The sequence below is a fragment of the Paracidovorax wautersii genome, from assembly GCF_900113035.1.
GTDB lineage: Bacteria > Pseudomonadota > Gammaproteobacteria > Burkholderiales > Burkholderiaceae_C > Paracidovorax > Paracidovorax wautersii.
On sequence record NZ_FONX01000016.1, the window covers coordinates 97,876 to 117,622 of the forward strand.

A 19,747-nucleotide genomic window follows, 5' to 3' on the forward strand; every position below is an offset into this window, starting at 1 on the left:
GCCCTGGGGATGGGCGCTGCAGGCCGATAGGGCATGAATCCGCCGCCACGGCCAGCCTGCCGGGCCGCCGTTGCGAAGGGGCTCTATTGTGCGCCGCCCGTGTGCCACCCGTGCAATGGCCGCAGACGCACAGCGACTTCGACGATTCGCAATGCGAATGGACCGCTCCGATTATTCAATTGGACGCAAATCGCCGCGGCCGACAAGATGCCCCCGAGCCGCACCCCAAGCAGGTGCCACGGCCGCCCCAAGACAAGGAGACAAGACATGCAGCGATTGATCAGGGCCACCCTGTTGGCCTGCGCCGTGGCGGCGACCAGCCTGCCCGCGCCCGCCCAGCAACCCGCGGCCTACCCCAGCACGCCCATCACCCTCATCGTGCCCTTCGCTGCCGGCAGCGGCACCGACGCCGTAGCCCGCACCGTAGGGCAGAAGCTGTCGGAGCGCCTGAAGCAGCCGGTGTTGGTGGACAACAAGCCGGGCGCCAACGCCCAGGTGGGCGCAGTGCTGGCGGCCCGGGCCAAGCCCGACGGCTACACGCTGTTCATGACCACGAACACCTCGCACTCGGCCAATCCGGCTCTGTATTCCAGCCTCAAGTACGACCCCATCAAGGACTTCACGCCCGTGGCCCGCGTGGGCGAGCTGCCTTTCGCGCTCGCGGTGAGCCCGGCCCTGCCGGTGAAGACGCTGGCCGAATTCCTTGACTACGCCCGCGCCCGTCCCGGCACGTTGAGCTACGCCACGCCCAACAGCACCTCGCTGGTGGCCATGGAAACCATCAAGCGCATCGCCAAGGTGGACCTCCTGGGCGTGCCCTACAAGTCCAGCCCGCAGGCGCTCACCGACCTGCTAGGCGGGCAGGTTCAGGCCTACGTGGTGGACCTGGGCTCAGGCAAGAGCATGCTCACAGGCGACAAGCTGCGCACGCTGGGCATCACCACCGCCCAGCCCTCGCCCCTGCTGCCGGGCGTGCCGCCCATCGGGCAGACGGTGAAGGGCTTCGACCTCACTTCCTGGAACGGCATCTTCGGCCCGGCCGGCATGCCGCCCGCCGTGGTGCAGCGCCTGAACACCGAGCTACAGGCCGTGCTGGCCGACAGGGACACGCAGGACAAGCTCGCGCAGATCGGCTTCCAGGTCTGGCCCAGCAAGACGCCCGAAGAATTCGCGCAGTACGTGGCGCAGCAGCTGGCGCACTGGCGGACGTTGATCCAGCAAGCCGGGATTCAGCCGACAACCCCCTGAGCGGCGGGGCGGCCCTTGCGCGGCATCTGCTGGTCTGGGCCGCGCCTATGCAAAGGCCTCGGGCGCAGGTGACACCGCCCAGCGGATCTGCCTAATGGGACATGACATGACAGACGACTCTTCTTCCCCTGCTCAATCCGCACCCCGCACCGGCCCGCTGGCAGGTGTGCGGGTGCTCGATCTCACCTCGGTGATCATGGGGCCGTTCGCCACGCAGATCCTCGCGCAGCTGGGCGCGGAGGTGCTCAAGGTGGAAACGCCCGAGGGCGACAACATGCGCCACGTGGGGCCGATGCGCCATGCGGGTATGGGCCACATCTTCCTGCACGCCAACGCCGGCAAGCAGAGCATCGCGCTGGATCTGAAGCATCCCGAAGGGCGCGAGGCGGCGCTGCGGCTGGCCGAGCAGTGCGACGTGCTCATCAGCAACGTGCGCCCGCAGGCGCTGGCCCGGCTGGGGCTGGATTACGAGACGGTGCGCGCGCGCAACCCGCGCATCGTCCACGTGAGCTGCTGCGGCTTCGACCAGGAGGGGCCGGATGCCGCACGCCCCGCCTACGACGACCTGATCCAGGGCGCCACCGGAATTCCCTGGCTGATGCAGCAGTACGGCGCGCCGGAGCCATCGTATGCGCCGACCACGCTCTCGGACCGGGTGACCGGCCTGCACGCCGTCTATGCCGTGACGGCGGCGCTCTACGCCCGCGAGAAGACGGGCCAGGGCCAAGCCATCGTCGTGCCCATGTTCGAGGCCATGGCGCAGTTCGTGCTGGGAGACCACATGGCGGGGCTGACCTTCGAGCCGCCGCTGGGCGAGCCCGGCTATGCCCGCCTGCTTACCGCGCACCGCAAGCCCTACGCCACGGCCGACGGCATGCTCTGCGTGCTGATCTACAACGACAAGCACTGGCGCAGCTTCTTCGCCGCCATCGGCGAGGACGGCAGCCGCGGCCTGGCGCAGGACCCGCGATTCGCCACGCACAGCGCGCGCGCCGCGAACATCGACGCCGTCTATGCCGAGGTGGCGCGCATCCTGCGCACGCGCACCACGGCCGCATGGCAGGCGCTGCTGGACACGGCCGACGTGCCCAACATGCCCATGAATTCCCCCGCCGACCTGCTGCACAGCCCGCAGTTGCGCGCCACCGGCTTCATGCACGACACCGAGCACCCCAGCGAGGGCCCCATGCACGCCATGGCCCATCCCACGCGCTGGTCCTTCACGCCCCCGGCGCGCAGCCTGCCGCCCGCGCCGCGCCTGGGCGAGCACACCCGCAGCCTGCTGACCGGCGCCGGCTATACGCCCGTGCAGATCGACGCGTTGCTGGCGCAGGGAGCCTGCCGCGCCGCCGAAGACAGCGCCTGAGCTTTCCGATCGATCACCTCCACGCCCAAGCCATGACCACACCCAGCCCCCACTCCCGCTACCTGGTGCGCGCCGCCCAGGTGCCCGGCTACCAGCCGGCCAACCACCACCACACCGTGAACCAGCGCCTGATCGGACCCGAGACCGTGGGCGCCCGGCAGATGGAAGTGCTGCTCGGCACCCTGCACAAGGGCGGCGGCGCGTTGCCGCATGCGCACCCAGGCATCGAGCAGGCCTGCTACCTGCTGGAGGGCACGGCCCGCGCCGAGGTGGAGGGCGAAGCCTTCGACATGGTGCCAGGCGACATGTGCTTCTTTCCGGCCGACCACATGCACGTCTTCACCGTCACCAGCGCCGCGCCCGTGAAGCTGCTGGTGATCTACAGCCCACCCTACGGCGAGTCGCCCGACAAGGTGATCCGCCCGGCGGCGAAAGGCGTGTGATGGACTTCGCCCTCTCGCCGGAACAGGAACAGATCCGGGACGCCATCGAGCGCGTCTGCGCGCCCTTCGACGCCGACTACTGGCTCGCGAAAGATCGCGATGGCGGCTTTCCTCACGACTTCCACCAGGCGCTGGCCGATGCCGGCTGGCTGGGCATCGCCATGCCCGAGGCCTACGGCGGTGCGGGCCTGGGCATCAGCGAGGCCGCGCTGATGATGCACACCATCGCCGCCACGGGCGCAGGCCTGTCGGGCGCCTCGGCCGTGCACATGAACATCTTCGGGCTGCACCCGGTGGTGGTCTTCGGCACCGAAGAGCAGAAGGCGCGCTGGCTGCCACCGCTGATCCAGGGCCGCGACAAGGCCTGCTTCGGCGTGACCGAGCCCAACACTGGTCTGAACACGCTCAAGCTCAAGACCCGCGCCGTGCGCGAGGGCGACCACTACGTGGTGCACGGCCAGAAGGTGTGGATCAGCACCGCCCAGGTGGCCAGCAAGATCCTGCTGCTGGCGCGTACCACGCCGGTGGAGGAATGCCGCGGCACCGAGGGCCTGAGCCTGTTCTACACCGACCTGGACCGCAGCACGGTGGAGGTGCGCGAGATCGAGAAGCTCGGCCGCAAGTGCGTGGATTCCAACCAGGTGTTCATCGACGGGCTGCGCATTCCCGTGGAAGACCGCGTGGGCGATGAAGGCAAGGGCTTCCAGTACATCCTGCACGGCCTCAACCCCGAGCGCATCCTGATCGCCAGTGAAGCCGTGGGCCTGGGCCGCGCGGCGCTGGCGCGCGCGGCCGGCTACGCGCAGGAGCGCGAGGTGTTCGGCCGCCCCATCGGGCAGAACCAGGGCATACAGCACCCTCTGGCGCAGTCGTGGATGGAGCTGGAGGCCGCGCACCTCATGGTGCACAAGGCCGCTTGGCTCTACGACCGGCACCAGCCCTGCGGCGCCGAAGCCAACGCCGCCAAGTACCTTTCGGCCGAGGCCTGCTACCACGCCTGCGAGCGCGCCATCCTCACCCACGGGGGCATGGGCTACGCCAAGGAATACCACGTGGAGCGCTACCTGCGCGAATCGTGGATTCCGCGCCTCGCGCCCGTGAGCCCGCAGTTGATCCTGTGCTTCATCGCCGAGAAGGTGCTCGGCCTGCCGAAGTCTTACTGACCTCCCATTGGGCGGCTGCGCCGCTTCAGCGCCCTGGCTCCTCGGGCCCCGCAGCGGCTGGCATGATTCCCCGCATGAAACTGCACCTGCTGCGCTATTTCGCCGTGCTGGCCGAGGAACTGCATTTCGGCCGGGCGGCAGAGCGGCTCGCCATCACCCAGCCACCGCTCAGCTCGGGCATCAAGGCGCTGGAGGACGAACTGGGCGTGAAGCTGTTCGACCGCAGCAGCAAGCACGTGGCGCTCACGCCCGCGGGCCTGGCCTACCTGGACGAAGTCCGCGTGGTGCTGGACCGCGTGGCGCGGGCGGGCGACACGGCGCGGGCCGTGGCAGCCGGCCGGCGCGGCCGGCTGGATATCGGCTTCACCGGCTCCATGGTCTACCGCGACATGCCGGCCATCGTGCGCGCCTTCGGCGAACGTGCGCCGGGCATCGAGGTGCACCTGCGCGAGATGTCGTCGCGCGAGCAGACCGAGGCGCTGCTGCACCGCCAGTTGCATGCCGGCTTCATCAATGCCCGCCTGGTGCCCTCGCCCCTGCGCAGCCTGCCCCTGGCGCCAGACCATTTCGTGGCCTGCCTGCCTCAGGACCACGCGCTGGCCAACGCCGCGCAGGTGGACCTGCATGCGCTGGCCGACGAGACCTTCGTGATGTTCGCGCGCGACGTGGCGCCAGCCAACCACGACAACGTGATCGCCCTCTTCCAACGGGCCGGCATCCAGCCGCACACGCGCCACGCTGCGCGCCAGTGGCTGACCGTGGTGGCCCTGGTCGCCATGCGCATGGGCGTGGCGCTGGTGCCGGCCACGATGGCGCAGGCGGCGGTGCAGGGGGTGCGCTTCGTGCCCATCGCCCACCTGGAACATCCCACGGTAGGCGTGCTGGCCTGGCATGGCGACGCCATGACCCAGGCGCTGGAAACCTTTCTGGCAGTGGCCTCTGAGGGCCCGGGCTGAGGCCGCTTTTCCTACAATCGCGGGATGAACCTGCCCCGCTACACCCGCGCCGCCCAACTGCCCGCCATCCTGGCCCAACGCATCGCCATCCTCGACGGCGCCATGGGCACCATGATCCAGCGCTTCAAGCTGGGCGAGGCCCAGTACCGGGGCGAGGGCTACCAGGGCGCGGACGGCGCGGGCGACCGGTTCAAGGACTTTCCGCGCGACGTGAAGGGCAACAACGAGCTGCTCTCGCTGACCCGGCCCGACGTGATCCGCGACATCCACGAGGCCTACCTGGCCGCGGGCGCCGACCTGATCGAGACCAACACCTTCGGCGCGACCACCATCGCGCAGGAGGACTACCACATGGCCGACCTGGCGCGCGAGATGAACCTCGCCTCGGCCAAGCTGGCGCGCGCGGCCTGCGACAAGTTCTCCACGCAGGACAAGCCCCGCTTCGTGGCCGGCGCCTTGGGGCCCACGCCCAAGACGGCCAGCATCAGCCCCGACGTGAACGACCCCGGCGCGCGCAACGTCGATTTCGAGCAGCTGCGCGCCGCCTACTACGAACAGACCGAAGCCCTGGTCGAAGGCGGCGCCGACGTGCTGCTGGTCGAAACCATCTTCGACACGCTCAACGCCAAGGCCGCGCTCTTCGCCATCGACGAATTCTTCGAAAACAGCGGCGAGCGCCTGCCCCTCATCATCAGCGGCACCGTCACCGACGCCTCCGGCCGCATCCTCTCGGGCCAGACCGTGACCGCCTTCTGGCACAGCGTGCGCCACGCCCGCCCGCTGGCCGTGGGCCTCAATTGCGCGCTGGGCGCCACGCTGATGCGCCCCTACATCCAGGAGCTGAACCGGGTCGCCGAAGACACCTTCATCAGCTGCTACCCCAACGCCGGCCTGCCCAACCCCATGAGCGACACCGGCTTCGACGAGACGCCCGACGTCACGAGCCGCCTGGTGCATGAGTTCGCCGCCGAGGGCCTCGTGAACATCGTGGGCGGCTGCTGCGGCACCACGCCGGACCACATCGCCGCCATCGGCCGCGCCGTGGCGCCCGTGCCCACGCGCCGGCTGTTCTACCCCGAAGCGGCCTGACGCCCGAAGCGGGCCGCCCGCGCTGCGGACCCGCCTTTCTCCTACCAGCCGGGCCGGCCGCCGCCGTTAACATCCGCCGTCCCTCACTCCGATGGCCTGCCGTGCGGTCCTTGCGCGTTCAACTGATCCTGTTCTGGGCGTTCCTGCTGGCCGCCTGCGCGCTGGTGGCGGCCATCATCGTCGTGCTCTACCAGACCGGCCCCGGCGCCCAGGTGGCCGCCAGCCAGGCGAGCGCCACCCAGGCCTGCGAGAACATCGCCAGCCGCTATGCCAAGTCGGTGCCCGGCGTGGCGGCCGACGCACCCCAGGCCGACCTGCTGCGCGTGCTGCTGCACGTGGTGCTGCTGGAGGCGCCGCAGGTCGAAGGCGGCGTCTGGAGCGCCAGCGCCAATCCCCCGGGCGGCAGCATGCTGGCCTATGCCTACCCCACCTATGAAGGCAGCAGCGCCAAGATCGACGTGCCCGCCGCCGAATCGCCGCTGATCGTGGAGACCGCCCGCCAGGCCGGCAGCACCGGCCGCACCGCCGTGAACCTGGTGCGCGGCAGCCGCGAGGTGCTGATCGTCGCCGCCTGCCCGCTGGCCGCCCACCCGGGCACGGCCGTCTGGACCATGACCCGCGCCCACTCCGGCGCCATCACCGCGCAGAAGAGCCTGCGCACCGCCATCGCCCTGCTGGCGCTGCTGGTGGTGGCCTCGGGCGTCTGGCTGGGCTGGGTGCTGCTGCGCGGGCAGCGCCAGATCCGGCGGCTGGAAGAGGCCCTGGCCAGCGCGGCGGACGGCACCGTGCCCCAGCTGGAGCGCACCGGCATCCGCGAGCTGGACCGCATCGTCGATGGCTTCAACGCCTTCGGCACGCGCCTGCAGGACGCCCGCGCCCGCCTCAAGGAAGCCCTGGCCCAGCGCCACCGCGACCTGCGCCTGACGGCCCTGGGCCGCATGACCGCCTCGGTCGCGCACGAGATCCGCAACCCCATCGCCGCCATGCGCCTGAAGGCCGAGAACGCCCTGGCTGCGCCGCCCGCCCGCCATGCCGATGCGCTGGGCGCCATCGTCACGCAGATCGACCGGCTCGAAGGGCTGGTGCAGAGCCTGCTCTCGCTGGTGCAGCCGCTCCACCTGCAGCCCCGCAGCGTGGCGCTGGCCGCCTGGCTGCAGGAGCGGCTGGACACGGCCCGCCCCGCCGCCCAAGCGCGCGGCGTGCGGCTGGCGCTGCAAGGCGGCGCGCCGGGCGGCACGGCCGAAGCCGTCTTCGATCCCGCGCATGCCGCGCGTGCGCTCGACAACCTGCTGGACAACGCCGTGCGCCACGCACCCGAAGGCGGCGAGGTGCTGCTCTCGGCCCAGGTGGACACGGCCCGCGCCCTCTGCACGCTCACCGTGGAAGACGACGGCCCCGGCGTGCCCGAGGCGCTGCAGGCCCAGCTCTTCGAACCCTTCGCCACCGGCCGCGCCGACGGCAACGGCCTGGGCCTGGCGCTGGCCCGCGAGGTGGCGCTGGCCCACGGCGGCGAACTGCATTACGCGCCCCGCCATGCCGACGGCAGCGGCGGCGCACGATTCACACTGGAGCTGCCATGGCGCGCCTCTTAGTCGTCGATGACGACGCCGCCTTCCGCGAATCCCTGGTCGAGACCCTGCAGAGCCTGGGCCACGAAGTGCATGCCGCCGGCGGCGGCGAAGAGGCGCTGCGCCGGGTCGAAAGCCACCGCTACGGCGCCATCTTCCTGGACCAGCGCATGCCCGGCATGGACGGCCTGCAGACGCTGGCCGCGCTGGCCGCACGCACGGCGCGGCTGCCGCCCGTGCTGGTGCTGACGGCCTATGCCAGCGGCTCCGGCACCATCGAGGCGATGCGCCTGGGCGCCTTCGACCACCTGACCAAGCCGGTCAGCCGTGCCGCCGTGGTGGAAGTGCTCGACCGCGCCCTGCGCGCGAGCGCCGAAGCCGGCGCTGCCCTGGCCGCGCCCGCGCCGGACGCCGAGGCGGCGCAGGACGGCGAACTCATCGGCATCAGCGAAGCCATGCGCGAGGTGCACAAGCGCATCGGCCTGGCCGCCGCCAGCGAGGCGCCGGTGCTCATCGAAGGCGAGACCGGCACCGGCAAGGAGCTGGTGGCGCGCGCCCTGCACCGGCATTCGGCGCGCTCGGGCGGGCCCTTCCTGGCGCTCAACTGCGCGGCCATCCCCAAGGAGCTGCTGGAAAGCGAGCTGTTCGGCCACGTCAAGGGCGCCTTCACCGGCGCGCAGGCCGACCGGCCCGGGTGCTTCCGCGCGGCCGAGGGCGGCGTGCTGCTGCTCGACGAGATCGGCGACATGGCGCTGGACGTGCAGGCCAAGCTGCTGCGCGCGCTGCAGGAAAGCGAGGTCACGCCGCTGGGCAGCCACCGGCCGGTGAAGGTGAACGTGCGCGTGGTGGCCGCCACCCACCGCGACCTCGCCGCCGCCGTGCGCGAGGGGCGCTTCCGCGAAGACCTGCGCTTCCGGCTGGACGTGCTGCACATCGTGCTGCCGCCACTGCGCGAGCGGCTGGCCGACATCGTGCCGCTGGCCGAGCACTTCCTGCGCCGCGCCGCCGCGCCGCAGCCCGCCCGGCGCCTGTCGGCCGAAGCCGCCCGCGCGCTGCTGGACCACCCCTGGCCCGGCAACGTGCGCGAGCTGCGCAACGCCATGGAGCGCTGCCAGGCGCTGCAGCGCGGCGCGGTGGTCTCGGCCGCCGACCTGGACCTGCGCGCCGACGCGGGGGCCACCGCTGCGGGAGCTGCCGACGCCGCCCTGCCCGCCGCCTGGCTGGATGCGCCGCTGCCCGAGGCCGTCGAACGGCTGGAGCGGCTGATGCTGGAGCACGCGCTGCGCGAGTCCGACGGCAACCGCTCGCAGGCTGCGCGGCGTCTGGGCATCCACCGCCAGCTGCTCTACAGCAAGCTGACGCAGTACGGGCTGGGGTGATGAAGAAGGCGACCGGCATGGCGACACGGCACCGCTGCAGGCGTCCGGAAACCGGACAGCCTGTCGCCATTCCACCCAGCCCCACGGCCGGCACGGCGACGCAAGTGCTTGATTCGCAAGGGTTTCGCAGGTGGCACGCATCTTGGGATACCTGTGGCGTCACCAACCCTCAAGGATGATTGCCATGCAACCGAATTTCCATCCCATCGCCCGTACCGGACTGGCCCGCGCAGCCCTCGCCAGCGCAGCCGCCCTGATGCTGGCCGCCGGCGCCCAGGCCCAGCCCGCACCCGCTCCGCGCGGCCCGGCGCCGCAGCTGGTGCAGACCGCGCCGATGGAGCAGGCCACGGTCAGCGGCACCGTGCAGCGCTGGCTGGTCAACCCCAACGGCGAAGCCGACGGCCTGCTGCTGCAGGACGGCACGCAGATCGCCTTCCCGCCCCATCTCTCGGCCGAGCTGACCTCCTGGCTGCGCGTGGGCGACGCGGTGCAGGCCACCGGCTGGAACCGCCGCGACATCGGCGTGCTGCGCGCCGTGAGCCTGCAGTCGCAAGGCCGCGTGGTGCAGGACACGCCCCCCGTGCCCGGCCAGCGCCCGCTGCCCCCGCCGCAGGAAGCGCTGACCGCGCTGCAGGCCGACGGCCGCGTGGCCCGCGTGCTGTTCAACAGCCGCGGCGATGCCCACGGCCTGCTGCTGGAAGACGGCACCGTCGTGCGCTTTCCGCCGCACATGGGCAGCGCCGTGATGCCGCTGCTCAAGACCGGCGCCACCGTCTCGGTGCGCGGCTGGGGCACGCGCAACGCGCTGGGCACCGGCATCGAGGCCGCGCAGCTGGGCGCCTCGCCCAGCACGCTGCAGGACATGCTGGCCCCACCCGGCGGCCCCGGCGCGCCCGGCCTGCCCGGCGCTCCCATCGGCCCCGTCGGCCCGCGCCCCTGAATGGCCGCCATGCACTGCACCAGAGGAGCCCGCACACCATGAGCCGCCCCCAGGAAAGCAAGCAGGTCTGGTCGCTGGAAGGCCGTTACCTGTACCCGCTCTACAGCCCGCGCGGCACTGTCGAAGGCGTCCTGATCGACGTGGGCGGCACGCCCGCGCAGTTCACCTTCGCCCCGCACGATGACGATGCCGCCCGCGCCTTCGATGCCGTGCGCGCCGGCCAGCAGGTGCTGGTCGAAGGCACGCAGGCCCCGCCCCCGCGCCACGGTGCGGCGGTGCATGAGGTCTATGCCTTCGAACGCCTGGTGGCCGTCGATGGCAAGCCGCACGCGCCGCAGGAGCCGGTGCGCGAGGTCAACGGCCGCGTCGCCCGCATCCACCACGCCCGCCATGGCGAGCCCAACGGCGTGGTGCTCGATACCGGCGACTTCATCCATACCCGGCCCGAAGGCTACGCCGCGCTACGGCTGCAGCCCGGCGACGCGGTGACCGCCGCCGGCCCCGCCCGGCCCCTGCGCGGCGCAGGCGCCACCGGCTACGTGATCGAAGCGCACACCCTCAACGGCCAGCCGCTGGCCGGACCATCCCCCCGCCCTCAGGAGTGACACCACCATGACCGCCGCACGCACCCCCACTGGCTCAGAGCCCCGGCCTTCTTCGTCGGAACCGCCTTCTGCCAGTGCGGGAGCGACTGCGGCGGCCACCGGCGCGTCCCTCACCGCGCTGGCCTGGATGGCCTTCTTCATGGCCGACGTGCGCGACGGCCTGGGCCCGTTCCTCGCCACCTACCTGCAGGCCCAGCGCATCGACCAGACCATGATCGGCCTGGTGCTCACCGCCGGCGGGCTGGCCGGCATGGCCGCCACGCCGCTGGCCGGCGCCTTCGTGGACCGCACCCGGTCCAAGCGGGCGCTGGTGGCGGTGGCGGCCCTGCTGGTGCTGGGCGCGAGCGCGCTGGCCTTCTCCACGCGCTCGTCCGGCATGCTGATCGTCTCGCAGGTGCTGACCGGCACGGCCGGCGCGGTGCTGGCGGCGGCCCTCGCGGCGCTCACGCTCGGGCTGGCGCGCAGCAGCGGCCTGCGCCACCAGACCGGCCGCAACGAGGCCTACAGCCACGCCGGCAACATCGTCTCGGCGCTGGGCGCTGCCGCCTTCGCGCACTGGCTGGGCGCACCTTGGATGCTGGTCGTCATGACGGCCATGGCCGTGGGCGCGCTGGCCTGCCTGCGTGCCATCCGGCCGGGCGACATCGACCATGTGGCCGCGCGCGGCGGCGATGCCGAGCCGGCCGCGCCAGCGCCTTCCGCATCCTCCAACGACCCGCGCGCCGTGGCCCCCGAGGGCCTGCGCGCCTTCCTGCGCCACCGGCCGCTGTGGTGCTTCGGCCTGGCCTGCGCGCTCTTCCACCTGGGCAATGCGGCCATGCTGCCGCTGCTGAACCAGCGGCTGGCCGCCACCGTGCCCGACTCGTCCCCGCTGCTGTGGACGGGCATCGCCATCGTCGTCGCGCAGCTCACCATGGTGCCAGTGGCGCTCTGGGTCTCGCGCAGCCGCAAGTGGGACCTGCAGGTCTTCATCTACATCGCCATCTGCGCGCTGCCCGTGCGCGGCATGATCGCCTGGGCCATTCCCGACGCCTGGGCCAACATCCCCGTTCAGGTGCTCGACGGCATCGCCGCCGGCGCCCTGGGCGTGGCCACGCCGCTGATGGTGGAACGCTACGTGCGCGGCAGCGGCCGCTACAACACCGCCCTGGGCCTGGTGATGACCATGCAGGGCGTGGGCGCCGCCATGAGCCCGGCCGTCGCCAACACCATCGTGGGTGCGGGCGGGCATTTCGGCCTGGCCTTCGCCGTGCTCGCCGGCTGCGCGCTGCTGGCGCTGCCCGCCTTCTGGATGGCCCAGCGCCTGGCCACCCAGCGCAGCGCAGCGGCCCACCCGGCCGGCGCCGCCGTGCCGGCCTGAACGGGCCAAAAACGCGGGCCGCACGCGACAGGCGGCTGACGGCGGCCGCGGCATGCCGTACGCTCGTGCCCTCCGGCCGCACGTGGCGGCCGGCCCTTCGCTGGAGCCGCCCATGCCTGCTGCCGCCTTCGCACACGTCGCCCGAACCGGCCTGGTGGCCTTGCTGGTCTGCGGCTGCACCACGCAGGGGGTGCCACCACCGCCACCCGCACCGGAGAGCCCCGACGCAGCCGCGCAGGAAGCGCTGCGCGCCCGCTACCCCGCCGACCTGCGGGACTGCCGCGCCCAGGCCAGCCAGGTCGGCGTGCTGCAAGAGACGCTGAACGGCATGGTCGAAGGCGCCGTGGCCGCCGCCGCCCTGGTCTGGGCCCTGGGCCGCAGCCACACGGCGGTGCAGGATTGGGCCGCGGGCGGCGCGGTGCTGGGCGCGGGCCAGTACGGTGCCGAGGCCCTGCAGCGCCAGCAGCGCCTGCTGCAGACCTGCATGGCGGCGCGCGGCCATGGCGGCGGCCCGCAGCCCTATGCCTACGGGCCCGTGGTGCCCGCCACGCCTGCGGCCCCCTTCGTGCCGCCCCGCCCTACCGGCACAGACACCTTCAACGCCGAACGCCTGGCCCGCGACCGTGCCTGCAGCGCGCAACCCCTGGCCACGCTGGCCGCCAAGGGGCCGGGCTTCGAGACTTACACCGTGCCTTGCGACAACGGCGACGCGCTGGCCGTGCGCTGCGAGTTCGGCAACTGCCGGGTGTTGCGCTGAGCGGCCGCCAGTGGCCGCCAGGGTCAGCGGGTGGCAGCGAACTGCAGCCTCGGAATCCCCTGGCGATCTCGCAGGGGACGCCGAAAGGCCCTCAGAACGTGTTCACGATCTCAGAGCTGCAGGAACACCTTGCCCTGCTCGATGCGCACCGGGTAGCTGCGCAGCGCCTCGGTGAGCGGGGCGCAGAGCGCACGGCCGTCGCGCACGTCGAAGCGGCCCTGGTGCAGCGGGCATTCGATCTCGTGCCCTTCCAGGAAGCCGTCGCACAGCCGCGCGTTGCCGTGGGTGCAGAGGTTGTCGGTGGCGAACACTTCGCCCTCCACCGTGTAGAGCGCCACGTCGCGCCCGGCGACGGTCACGCCGATCACGTCGTCTTCGGGCAGGTCGCCCAGGGCGGCGGCCTCGGTCCATGCGGTATCGATGGCGGTCATGGTGTGTCTCCTCGGATCAGATCGGGTAGATGATGGAATTCAGGATCATTTCGCTGTCGTAGATGCATTCCTTGCGGGCGAAGCGCAGCCCCTCGGGCGTGCGCACCACCACGTCGAGGTAGCGGCCCACGTTGAACACGGTGGAGGGCTCCGACAGCTTGGTGCGCAAGACGGCGTAGTTCGTCTCGCATTCCCAGCGGCCCTCGTCCGCCGTCAGCAGCCGGGGCACGCCGATCACGTGGCGCTGGTAGTACGGGTCGTGGAACAGCGTCTCGCGGATGCCGTAGACGCGGTCCTTCAGCATGCCCTGGCTGTCGAACGAGAGCGTGGCCAGCGGCAGGCCGCGTTCGTGGTTCTCGCGCGGCTGCAGGCGATAGACACAGTCTTCGGTGAAGAAGCCCGGCCAGCGGTCCCACTGGGCGGCGTCGAGCGCGGCGGCGTAGTCGGCATAGAGCTGCTGCAGCGCGAACCAGTCGGCGAAGTCGATGGGGTTGGTGTTGTTGGTAGCCATGGCGTCAGTCCTCCTTCTCCATCACGCCGCGCCAGTATTCGTACATGCCGCGGATCAGCGTCTCGGTCACCATGTGGTCGGTGTCGCCCACCCCGTGGCCGCCCAGTTCCACCAGCGCGCGGTGGAAGGGCTTCTGCTCGAAGCCCTGCTGCGAGAACTCGATCACCTCGCCGTCGTCGGCCGAGACGAAGCCCGCCGGGCCGAACAGGTTGGACTGGCGCAGGCGGCGCTCGGTCATCTCGTCGGTGTCGTCCTCGTAGCCGAAATGCGTCCACACGAAGTCGAAGGCATCGTGGCCCACGGGCTGGATGTGGCGCGTGGAGACGCTGTTGACCTGCTGCTGCAGGATCACGCTGGGGAACAGCGTGGTCATCACCGCCGTGGGGCCGCCCCACCAGGGCTCGGGCACGATGTCGAGAAAGCGCGGGTCTTCCAGCTGCATGCCGGCCTTGAAGCTGGAGACATTCGACACGTCGGACGCCTGCTTCTTGACCTCGCCGCGCGTGGAAACCATGGCCGCATGGCGGTGGCGCTCGTCCATCTTCAGTTCGGACTTGTTGTCCGCACGCCAGAGGCCGAAGGTGACGAACCAGGTGTGCAGCAGGCCGGGGTGGTACGGGTCCTTGATGTTCTCCTGCATCAGCTTCCAGTTGCCCGGAATGCGCTGGCGGTTGTAGCCCAGGATCTTCAGCTTGCGGCCGTTGAACATGCGGTCGAAGTAGCCCAGGATCACCGGGCCCATGAAGTCCTCCAGCGATTCCACGTCGTGGTCGAACGAGGCGAACACCACACCGCCGCGCACGGCCACCTTCAGCCGCGTGAGGCTGTGCTCTTCCAGCTTGAAATCCGCCGGCATGCCGCCGTGGACCTTGCCGTCCTGCTTCACGCCGCGGCGGAAGGGCACGCCCTGCAGCGCGCCGTCGAGCTTGTAGTTCCACTGGTGGTAGGGGCAGACGAACTCCTTGCGGTTGCCGTGCCGCTCGCGGCAAAAGCGCATGCCGCGGTGCGCGCAGACGTTCTCCACCACATGCAGCTGCATGTCCTCGCCGCGCGTGAGGATCACCGAGCGCTCGCCGATCGCCGTGCGCTTGAAGTCGCCCGGGTTCGGCACCTCGGCCTCCAGGCCCACGTAGCACCAGTGGCCGCGGTAGAAGAAGCGCTCCAGCTCGCGGCGGTAGATCTCCTCGCTGGTATAGGCCGCGAAGGGCACGCGGTGGGTGCCTGAGCTTTCCCAGACGGGCTGCAATGGAAAGACGGGGTGGGGCGAACTGCTCATGTCGTTGTCTCCTTGGGACTTGTTCTTGGGCGTTGCGGAAAAAATCAGGAAGGCCGGGCACGGCCCCCGGGGACTCAAGGCGTGCTGGCGTAGAAAGCGTCGGCGTAGAGGTGCTCGGGCGCGATGCCGCGCTGGCGCGCCAGCAGCGACACGGCCTCCACCATGGGCGGCGATCCGCATAGGTAGGCGCGCCAGCCTTCCAGGCTCGGCCAGTCTTCGGCGATGGCGTCGGTGACCAGGCCCATGCGCTGGCCCGGCGCCGCATCGGCGGCGGCCACCACGGCATGCACGTGCAGCTGCGGGTAGCGCTGCTGCAGCGCGGAGAGCCACTGCAGGCCATAGACATCGCGCGCCGACCGCGCGCCGGCATAGACGTGGATGGGGTTGGGCATGCCGGCTTCCAGCGCGCCGCGCACGATGGAGAGAATCGGCGCCAGCCCCGTGCCGCCCGCCACGCAGAGCATGGGCCCCTCGTACTTGCGGCGCAGATAGGCCGAGCCCAGCGGCCCGCTCACGCGCACCGCATCGCCCACGGCCAGCACGTTGGCGACGTGGGTGGAAACCAGCCCGCCCTCGACCAGGCGCACGTGGAATTCGAGTTCGTCATCCTGGGGCAGCCCGGCCATCGAATAGGGCCGCACCAGGCCCGGGCCGAACTGCAGCTGCGCGTATTGCCCGGGCGAGAAGTCCAGCGGCTTGGCAGGCTTCAAGCGCAGGCGGCGGATGTCGTGCGTGAGCGTTTCCACGGCCGTCACCGTGGCCTTCAGGGTGCGGGCGGTGTGCACCACCACCTCGTCGGGCTCGGGAATCTCGATGGTGCAGGACTCGCTCAGAATCGTCTGGCAGGCCATCACGTACTGGGCCTCGCCATCGCCGCCCAGCGGCGGCATGCGCAGGGCTTGGCCGGAATCCAGCACCTCGCCCGCGATCACCTTGCAGCGGCAGGTGCCGCAGCGCCCGGCCATGCAACTGTAGGAAACGGGGATCTGGTGCTCGCGCAGAACCTCCAGCAGGTTGGCGCCCGGCGCCACGGGCAGCACGCGGCCCAACGGTTCGATATGCAGTTCCATCGTGGTTGTCTCGTTATCGCGCCCCACACAGCTCTTTTGGCGGCGTTGCCGCGCCTTGCCGTACCTGCCCGTTCTGCCTGCGGCGCGGAGCCTTGCCAGAACCGCTTCGCTGAGCTGTGTGTGCCGCTTTTAAGTGGTCGTTATGGCCCCGATCATTCCCTGCCTTGAATAATCAGCCAATAGAATGGCCTGAATACACTGCATCACTCAAATCAATAAAGGTCTGATCGTGGAACTGGAAGACATCGACCTCAACCTGCTGGTGGTCTTCCAGCAACTGCTGGTCACGCGCAAGGTGTCGCAGGCCGCGGAGAACCTGGGCCTCACGCAGCCGGCCGTGAGCAACGCGCTGGCGCGGCTGCGGCGCCTGCTGGGCGACGAACTCTTCCTGCGCACCGCCCAGGGCATGCAGCCCACGCCCTATGCCGACCAGCTCGCGGAGTCGGTGTCGTATGCGCTGGCCATGATCCACGGCGCGCTCAACCACAAGCTGGGCTTCGAGCCCGCCACCAGCCGGCGCGTGTTCAAGGTGGGAATGACGGACATCGGCGAGATCTACTTCCTGCCGCGCCTGCTGGAACGGCTGGCCCAGGTGGCGCCCGGCGTGCGCCTGACCACCGTGCGCAACAGCGCGACGGACCTGCGGGACGCCATGGAAGCCGGCAAGGTGGACCTCGCCATCGGCCTGCTGCCGCAGCTCAAGGCCGGCTTCTTCCAGCGCCGACTGTTCCGCCAGCCCTACGTGTGCCTCTTCCGCCAGGGCCACCCTCTGCACAAGCGCCGCAGCATCGGCCTGGCGGAGTTCTCCAAGGCGGAGCACGTGGTGGTCGTCTCGGAAGGCACGGGCCACGGCAAGGTGGACGAGCTGCTGGAGCGCATGGGCGTGGCCCGCGACGTGCGCCTCACCGTGCCGCACTTCGTCGCCATCGGCCACATCCTGCAAGCAACGCAAATGGTCGCCACCGTGCCCGAAAAAATGGCCCAGAGCATGGCCGAGCCCTTCGGATTAGCCTACGCGCCCCACCCCGCCAAGCTGCCGCAGGTGGCAATCAACCTCTTCTGGCACACCAAGTACCACCGGGACCCGGGGAACCAGTGGTTGCGGGGGGTGTTGGTGGAGATGTTTGCGGAGGGGGAGTGAGGGTGGCGCGGCGAAACCGCCGGTTCGGCCATCGAGATTCGGGAGCTATTGGGGCGTTACTTTTCAATCACGCACGGGGCGCGTATCAATGTCGCCTATAGGCTGAACTGAGACATTCAAAATTAACGACTGAAATTTTGCCTAACCCCGGAAGCGGTCTCTCACCTGATCGGATTTCGCATGACCGCTTGACCAGCCAGACAGGTCATTCATCCGAGGCTGAATCAAGCAAGTCATGGAAACAGCTGCTCATGTCGGAACAGAAGCCGACGCTACTCCGCCGTGTTTCGAAGGGGACGCTCAAAAGTCATCCCCTTTTTCATGACGTTATCGGTGGCTCACTCGGAGATTGAGTATCAGAGCGTGGCATGTCGTTTGCTCCGATGTTCGACGGCGCGGGCTCGTCGGCGGGCTTCCGGAAGGCATTCCCCTTATGCGCACGTGCGACCGACATCTCCACAATCCTGTCAATCACACGCTCTGGCGTATTCCACTTCATCACAAGCCTGCTCGGGTCCATACCGTACTCGGCAACGATGTCGCGCAGCTGTTCCAGCGATAGCTTTTCCAACGCGTTCCGTAGCGCAGGTTCGCCGTCTCGCACGACCTGGACAGGATCGAGCGCCGCTGGGGCACGTCGGTTCTTCCCTCGCTTCGCCTCACCCTCATCTACTGGGGCAGAGATTTCCACCTTGGACGGTTTACGCTTGCTCGGTGTCGAGTCCAGGGCATCGTTAAGCGCAGCCTCGAAGCCGGGGTTGCGCTCCGCCTCTTCGATCACCACCCGCATCAGGCGATTGAGTTTGTTCCGTAAGCTCACAATTCGCCCTCCAAATCGTCCCAAATCTCTTTCGCCAGTTCGATGTATGTCGAGGTGAGCCCGTTGGGATCGGAGCCGTACTTCTGCCGCAGCGTTCTTTTGTGCGTCGTGTGCTCAGCTGCCGCCGACGCAGTATTGGTTTGTTTGACCTTCGTGTCGTACACATCGGGGAAGTTCGCGTCGGTCTGAAGCTGTCTCAGCACGGTGTTGTGCACCGTCGAGTTGGCCTGGTATTTCGTGATGACGATGCCCAGAGGGTCAATGTCCTCGCCGATGGCCTGCGCGAACTCCCCCACCCGGGTCACGATCTGCGGGATACCGTAGGTCGAGAGGTGGTCGGGGATAGTGGGAATGATGTAAGCGTCCGAGAGGCGCAGGCCGTTCAGGGTAACGATGCCCAGGTTTGGCGGGCAGTCGATGATGACAATGTCGTAGTCGTCCAGCTTCGACTTCACCGCTCGCCAGAGGAGTTCTACGGGATTGACTGCGTAGAACTTCCCCGATGGCGCAGACGCTAGCTGATCCTGCACGTCGATCAGGTCAAGGCTCGACGGCAGCAGGTCAATAGTCCTGGCCTCTTGAACGTCACCCACCTGCTTCTGGAGTGTGGCGTTGAGGTCGAACTTCTTCACGTCGGGATTCATGGCGTCTTTGAACAACTGGGCCAGGGTATGGCCCAGGTTGTTCAGCTCAAGCCACTTGTCCTCCCCGAGCAGCATGATCGTCGCGTTGGTCTGCGGGTCCAGGTCAATGACTAGGACCTTCTTTCGCATCTCCGCCGAGAAAACCTCGGCCAGTGCCACAGACGTGGTCGTCTTCGCAACACCACCCTTCAAATTTATCGTCGAAATCACATGAGTCATTGGGGTATTCCTTTTATTCCTCTTTAGCCAAGACCGAATCTGCGAGCGCCGAAATATTGGCCCGGAAGCTAGCTCCGTAACCGGGCTAGGGAAGTCAGCCGCCCGCACGCGCCAGTTGGCGACTGCTTGACGGGAAACCCCGGCCATCTCGGCAATCTCACCTATCCCCACCAGTTCATCGCTCTGCTGAGCCATACCAACCTTCCCGTGAACATCATTCACAGTGTCAGTGTACAACGTACACAGATGGAGTCAAGCGGGCTCTCGAAGTCGCACGAACACCACCTAATGGCTTCACACCCAATCAGCGAAGCGTGAGATAAACCTGCAAGAAATGAGCATAAGGTCAGCAACGGCGTGTGCATCTGTGTGCCTGCTTTATAAAAAAGGAACGTGATATGACGACGCATCCGTGACCGGCAGCAACCGCTGGAGGCCGTGTGATAACGCACGGAGAACTTACCTCGCAGCAGCGCTACTCCGGCCCACAGTGGCTTACTCGGATTGGCCGAGCCTGCGATTCGTCTGAGGGGTCTTTGAGGTACCTTCGGACGGCCGATTCCCGCTTACAGCGACCCTTTCGGGCGGCCTAGGCACCCGAAAGGCGCATTGCCTTCATTGTGTTTTCGAAGCCCAGGATGCTGAGGACGCGTTTGAAGTTGTACGCCAACACGCTCAGGCTCATTTCGGTGGACACGTTCTCGATGCCTCGAGTCAGGAAGTGCGTCCAGCCCATCCAGTGCTTGAGGGTGCCGAAGACA

At 69.2% G+C, this 19,747-nt stretch carries 19 protein-coding genes and 1 pseudogene; 13 read left to right on the plus strand and 7 right to left on the minus strand.

Annotated features, from left to right (window positions below):
• Nucleotides 1-267 precede the first annotated feature (267 nt).
• The 12 genes from BM070_RS19845 (at nucleotide 268) to BM070_RS19900 (ending at nucleotide 12,874) form a co-directional block, all read left to right on the plus strand.
• On the plus strand, nucleotides 268-1,248 hold the full coding sequence (locus BM070_RS19845; RefSeq protein ID WP_092941126.1) for a Bug family tripartite tricarboxylate transporter substrate binding protein: 981 nt from the start codon (nucleotides 268-270) through the stop codon (nucleotides 1,246-1,248).
• Nucleotides 1,249-1,354: 106 nt separating this feature from the next.
• Nucleotides 1,355-2,614: a CaiB/BaiF CoA transferase family protein gene (locus BM070_RS19850; RefSeq protein WP_092941128.1), complete on the plus strand. Its 1,260-nt coding sequence runs from the start codon at nucleotides 1,355-1,357 to the stop codon at nucleotides 2,612-2,614.
• Nucleotides 2,615-2,646: 32 nt separating this feature from the next.
• A complete protein-coding gene (locus BM070_RS19855) occupies nucleotides 2,647-3,057 on the plus strand; it encodes a cupin domain-containing protein (protein ID WP_092941130.1) in 411 nt (136 codons plus the stop codon).
• Nucleotides 3,057-4,220, plus strand: coding sequence for an acyl-CoA dehydrogenase family protein (locus BM070_RS19860; RefSeq protein WP_092941132.1), 1,164 nt, complete (start codon nucleotides 3,057-3,059; stop codon nucleotides 4,218-4,220). The genes BM070_RS19855 and BM070_RS19860 overlap by 1 nt, the downstream gene beginning before the upstream one ends.
• Before the next feature lie 74 nt (nucleotides 4,221-4,294).
• The gene (locus BM070_RS19865; protein ID WP_092941134.1) at nucleotides 4,295-5,176 is read left to right on the plus strand and encodes a LysR family transcriptional regulator; all 882 of its coding nucleotides are present in this window, start codon (nucleotides 4,295-4,297) and stop codon (nucleotides 5,174-5,176) included.
• 24 nt (nucleotides 5,177-5,200) lie between these two features.
• Nucleotides 5,201-6,265 (plus strand): homocysteine S-methyltransferase family protein, encoded by a 1,065-nt coding sequence (locus BM070_RS19870; protein WP_092941136.1) that lies wholly within the window; start codon nucleotides 5,201-5,203, stop codon nucleotides 6,263-6,265.
• A 101-nt stretch (nucleotides 6,266-6,366) separates the two neighbouring features.
• Nucleotides 6,367-7,857 (plus strand): sensor histidine kinase, encoded by a 1,491-nt coding sequence (locus tag BM070_RS19875; protein ID WP_245785308.1) that lies wholly within the window; start codon nucleotides 6,367-6,369, stop codon nucleotides 7,855-7,857.
• Nucleotides 7,842-9,212, plus strand: coding sequence for a sigma-54-dependent transcriptional regulator (locus tag BM070_RS19880; RefSeq protein WP_092941140.1), 1,371 nt, complete (start codon nucleotides 7,842-7,844; stop codon nucleotides 9,210-9,212). The genes BM070_RS19875 and BM070_RS19880 overlap by 16 nt, the downstream gene beginning before the upstream one ends.
• Nucleotides 9,213-9,396: 184 nt before the next feature.
• Complete coding sequence (locus BM070_RS19885) at nucleotides 9,397-10,152, plus strand: hypothetical protein (protein WP_139222890.1); 756 nt, start codon at nucleotides 9,397-9,399, stop codon at nucleotides 10,150-10,152.
• A gap of 38 nt (nucleotides 10,153-10,190) precedes the next feature.
• On the plus strand, nucleotides 10,191-10,757 hold the full coding sequence (locus BM070_RS19890) for a hypothetical protein (RefSeq protein ID WP_092941142.1): 567 nt from the start codon (nucleotides 10,191-10,193) through the stop codon (nucleotides 10,755-10,757).
• 7 nt (nucleotides 10,758-10,764) lie between these two features.
• Nucleotides 10,765-12,117 carry an MFS transporter gene (locus BM070_RS19895; RefSeq protein WP_245785309.1) on the plus strand — a complete coding sequence of 451 codons (1,353 nt, stop codon included), beginning with the start codon at nucleotides 10,765-10,767 and terminating at the stop codon, nucleotides 12,115-12,117.
• 112 nt (nucleotides 12,118-12,229) lie between these two features.
• On the plus strand, nucleotides 12,230-12,874 hold the full coding sequence (locus BM070_RS19900; protein WP_245785310.1) for a glycine zipper family protein: 645 nt from the start codon (nucleotides 12,230-12,232) through the stop codon (nucleotides 12,872-12,874).
• Nucleotides 12,875-12,984: 110 nt separating this feature from the next.
• On the opposite strand, the gene BM070_RS19905 is transcribed toward BM070_RS19900, so the two are convergent.
• The 4 genes from BM070_RS19905 to BM070_RS19920 form a co-directional block, all read right to left on the minus strand.
• The gene (locus tag BM070_RS19905; RefSeq protein ID WP_092941146.1) at nucleotides 12,985-13,305 is read right to left on the minus strand and encodes a non-heme iron oxygenase ferredoxin subunit; all 321 of its coding nucleotides are present in this window, start codon (nucleotides 13,303-13,305) and stop codon (nucleotides 12,985-12,987) included.
• 16 nt (nucleotides 13,306-13,321) lie between these two features.
• Nucleotides 13,322-13,816 carry an aromatic-ring-hydroxylating dioxygenase subunit beta gene (locus tag BM070_RS19910; RefSeq protein WP_175518557.1) on the minus strand — a complete coding sequence of 165 codons (495 nt, stop codon included), beginning with the start codon at nucleotides 13,814-13,816 and terminating at the stop codon, nucleotides 13,322-13,324.
• Between the two features lie 4 nt (nucleotides 13,817-13,820).
• Nucleotides 13,821-15,092: an aromatic ring-hydroxylating dioxygenase subunit alpha gene (locus BM070_RS19915; protein ID WP_092941148.1), complete on the minus strand. Its 1,272-nt coding sequence runs from the start codon at nucleotides 15,090-15,092 to the stop codon at nucleotides 13,821-13,823.
• Nucleotides 15,093-15,166: 74 nt separating this feature from the next.
• Nucleotides 15,167-16,162 (minus strand): 2Fe-2S iron-sulfur cluster-binding protein, encoded by a 996-nt coding sequence (locus tag BM070_RS19920; protein WP_092941150.1) that lies wholly within the window; start codon nucleotides 16,160-16,162, stop codon nucleotides 15,167-15,169.
• 229 nt (nucleotides 16,163-16,391) lie between these two features.
• Here BM070_RS19920 and BM070_RS19925 point away from each other — a divergent pair, with 229 nt between their 5' ends.
• Complete coding sequence (locus BM070_RS19925; protein WP_092941152.1) at nucleotides 16,392-17,303, plus strand: LysR family transcriptional regulator; 912 nt, start codon at nucleotides 16,392-16,394, stop codon at nucleotides 17,301-17,303.
• A gap of 319 nt (nucleotides 17,304-17,622) precedes the next feature.
• Here BM070_RS19925 and BM070_RS19930 read toward each other — a convergent pair whose 3' ends face one another.
• The 3 genes and pseudogenes from BM070_RS19930 to BM070_RS24445 all read right to left on the minus strand — a co-directional run.
• Nucleotides 17,623-18,123, minus strand: a complete 501-nt coding sequence (locus BM070_RS19930; RefSeq protein ID WP_175518558.1) for a hypothetical protein — start codon at nucleotides 18,121-18,123, stop codon at nucleotides 17,623-17,625.
• Complete coding sequence (locus BM070_RS19935; protein WP_217648958.1) at nucleotides 18,120-19,208, minus strand: AAA family ATPase; 1,089 nt, start codon at nucleotides 19,206-19,208, stop codon at nucleotides 18,120-18,122. The genes BM070_RS19930 and BM070_RS19935 overlap by 4 nt, the downstream gene beginning before the upstream one ends.
• Before the next feature lie 367 nt (nucleotides 19,209-19,575).
• Nucleotides 19,576-19,747, minus strand: a pseudogene (locus BM070_RS24445) (IS5/IS1182 family transposase); the annotation flags it as partial.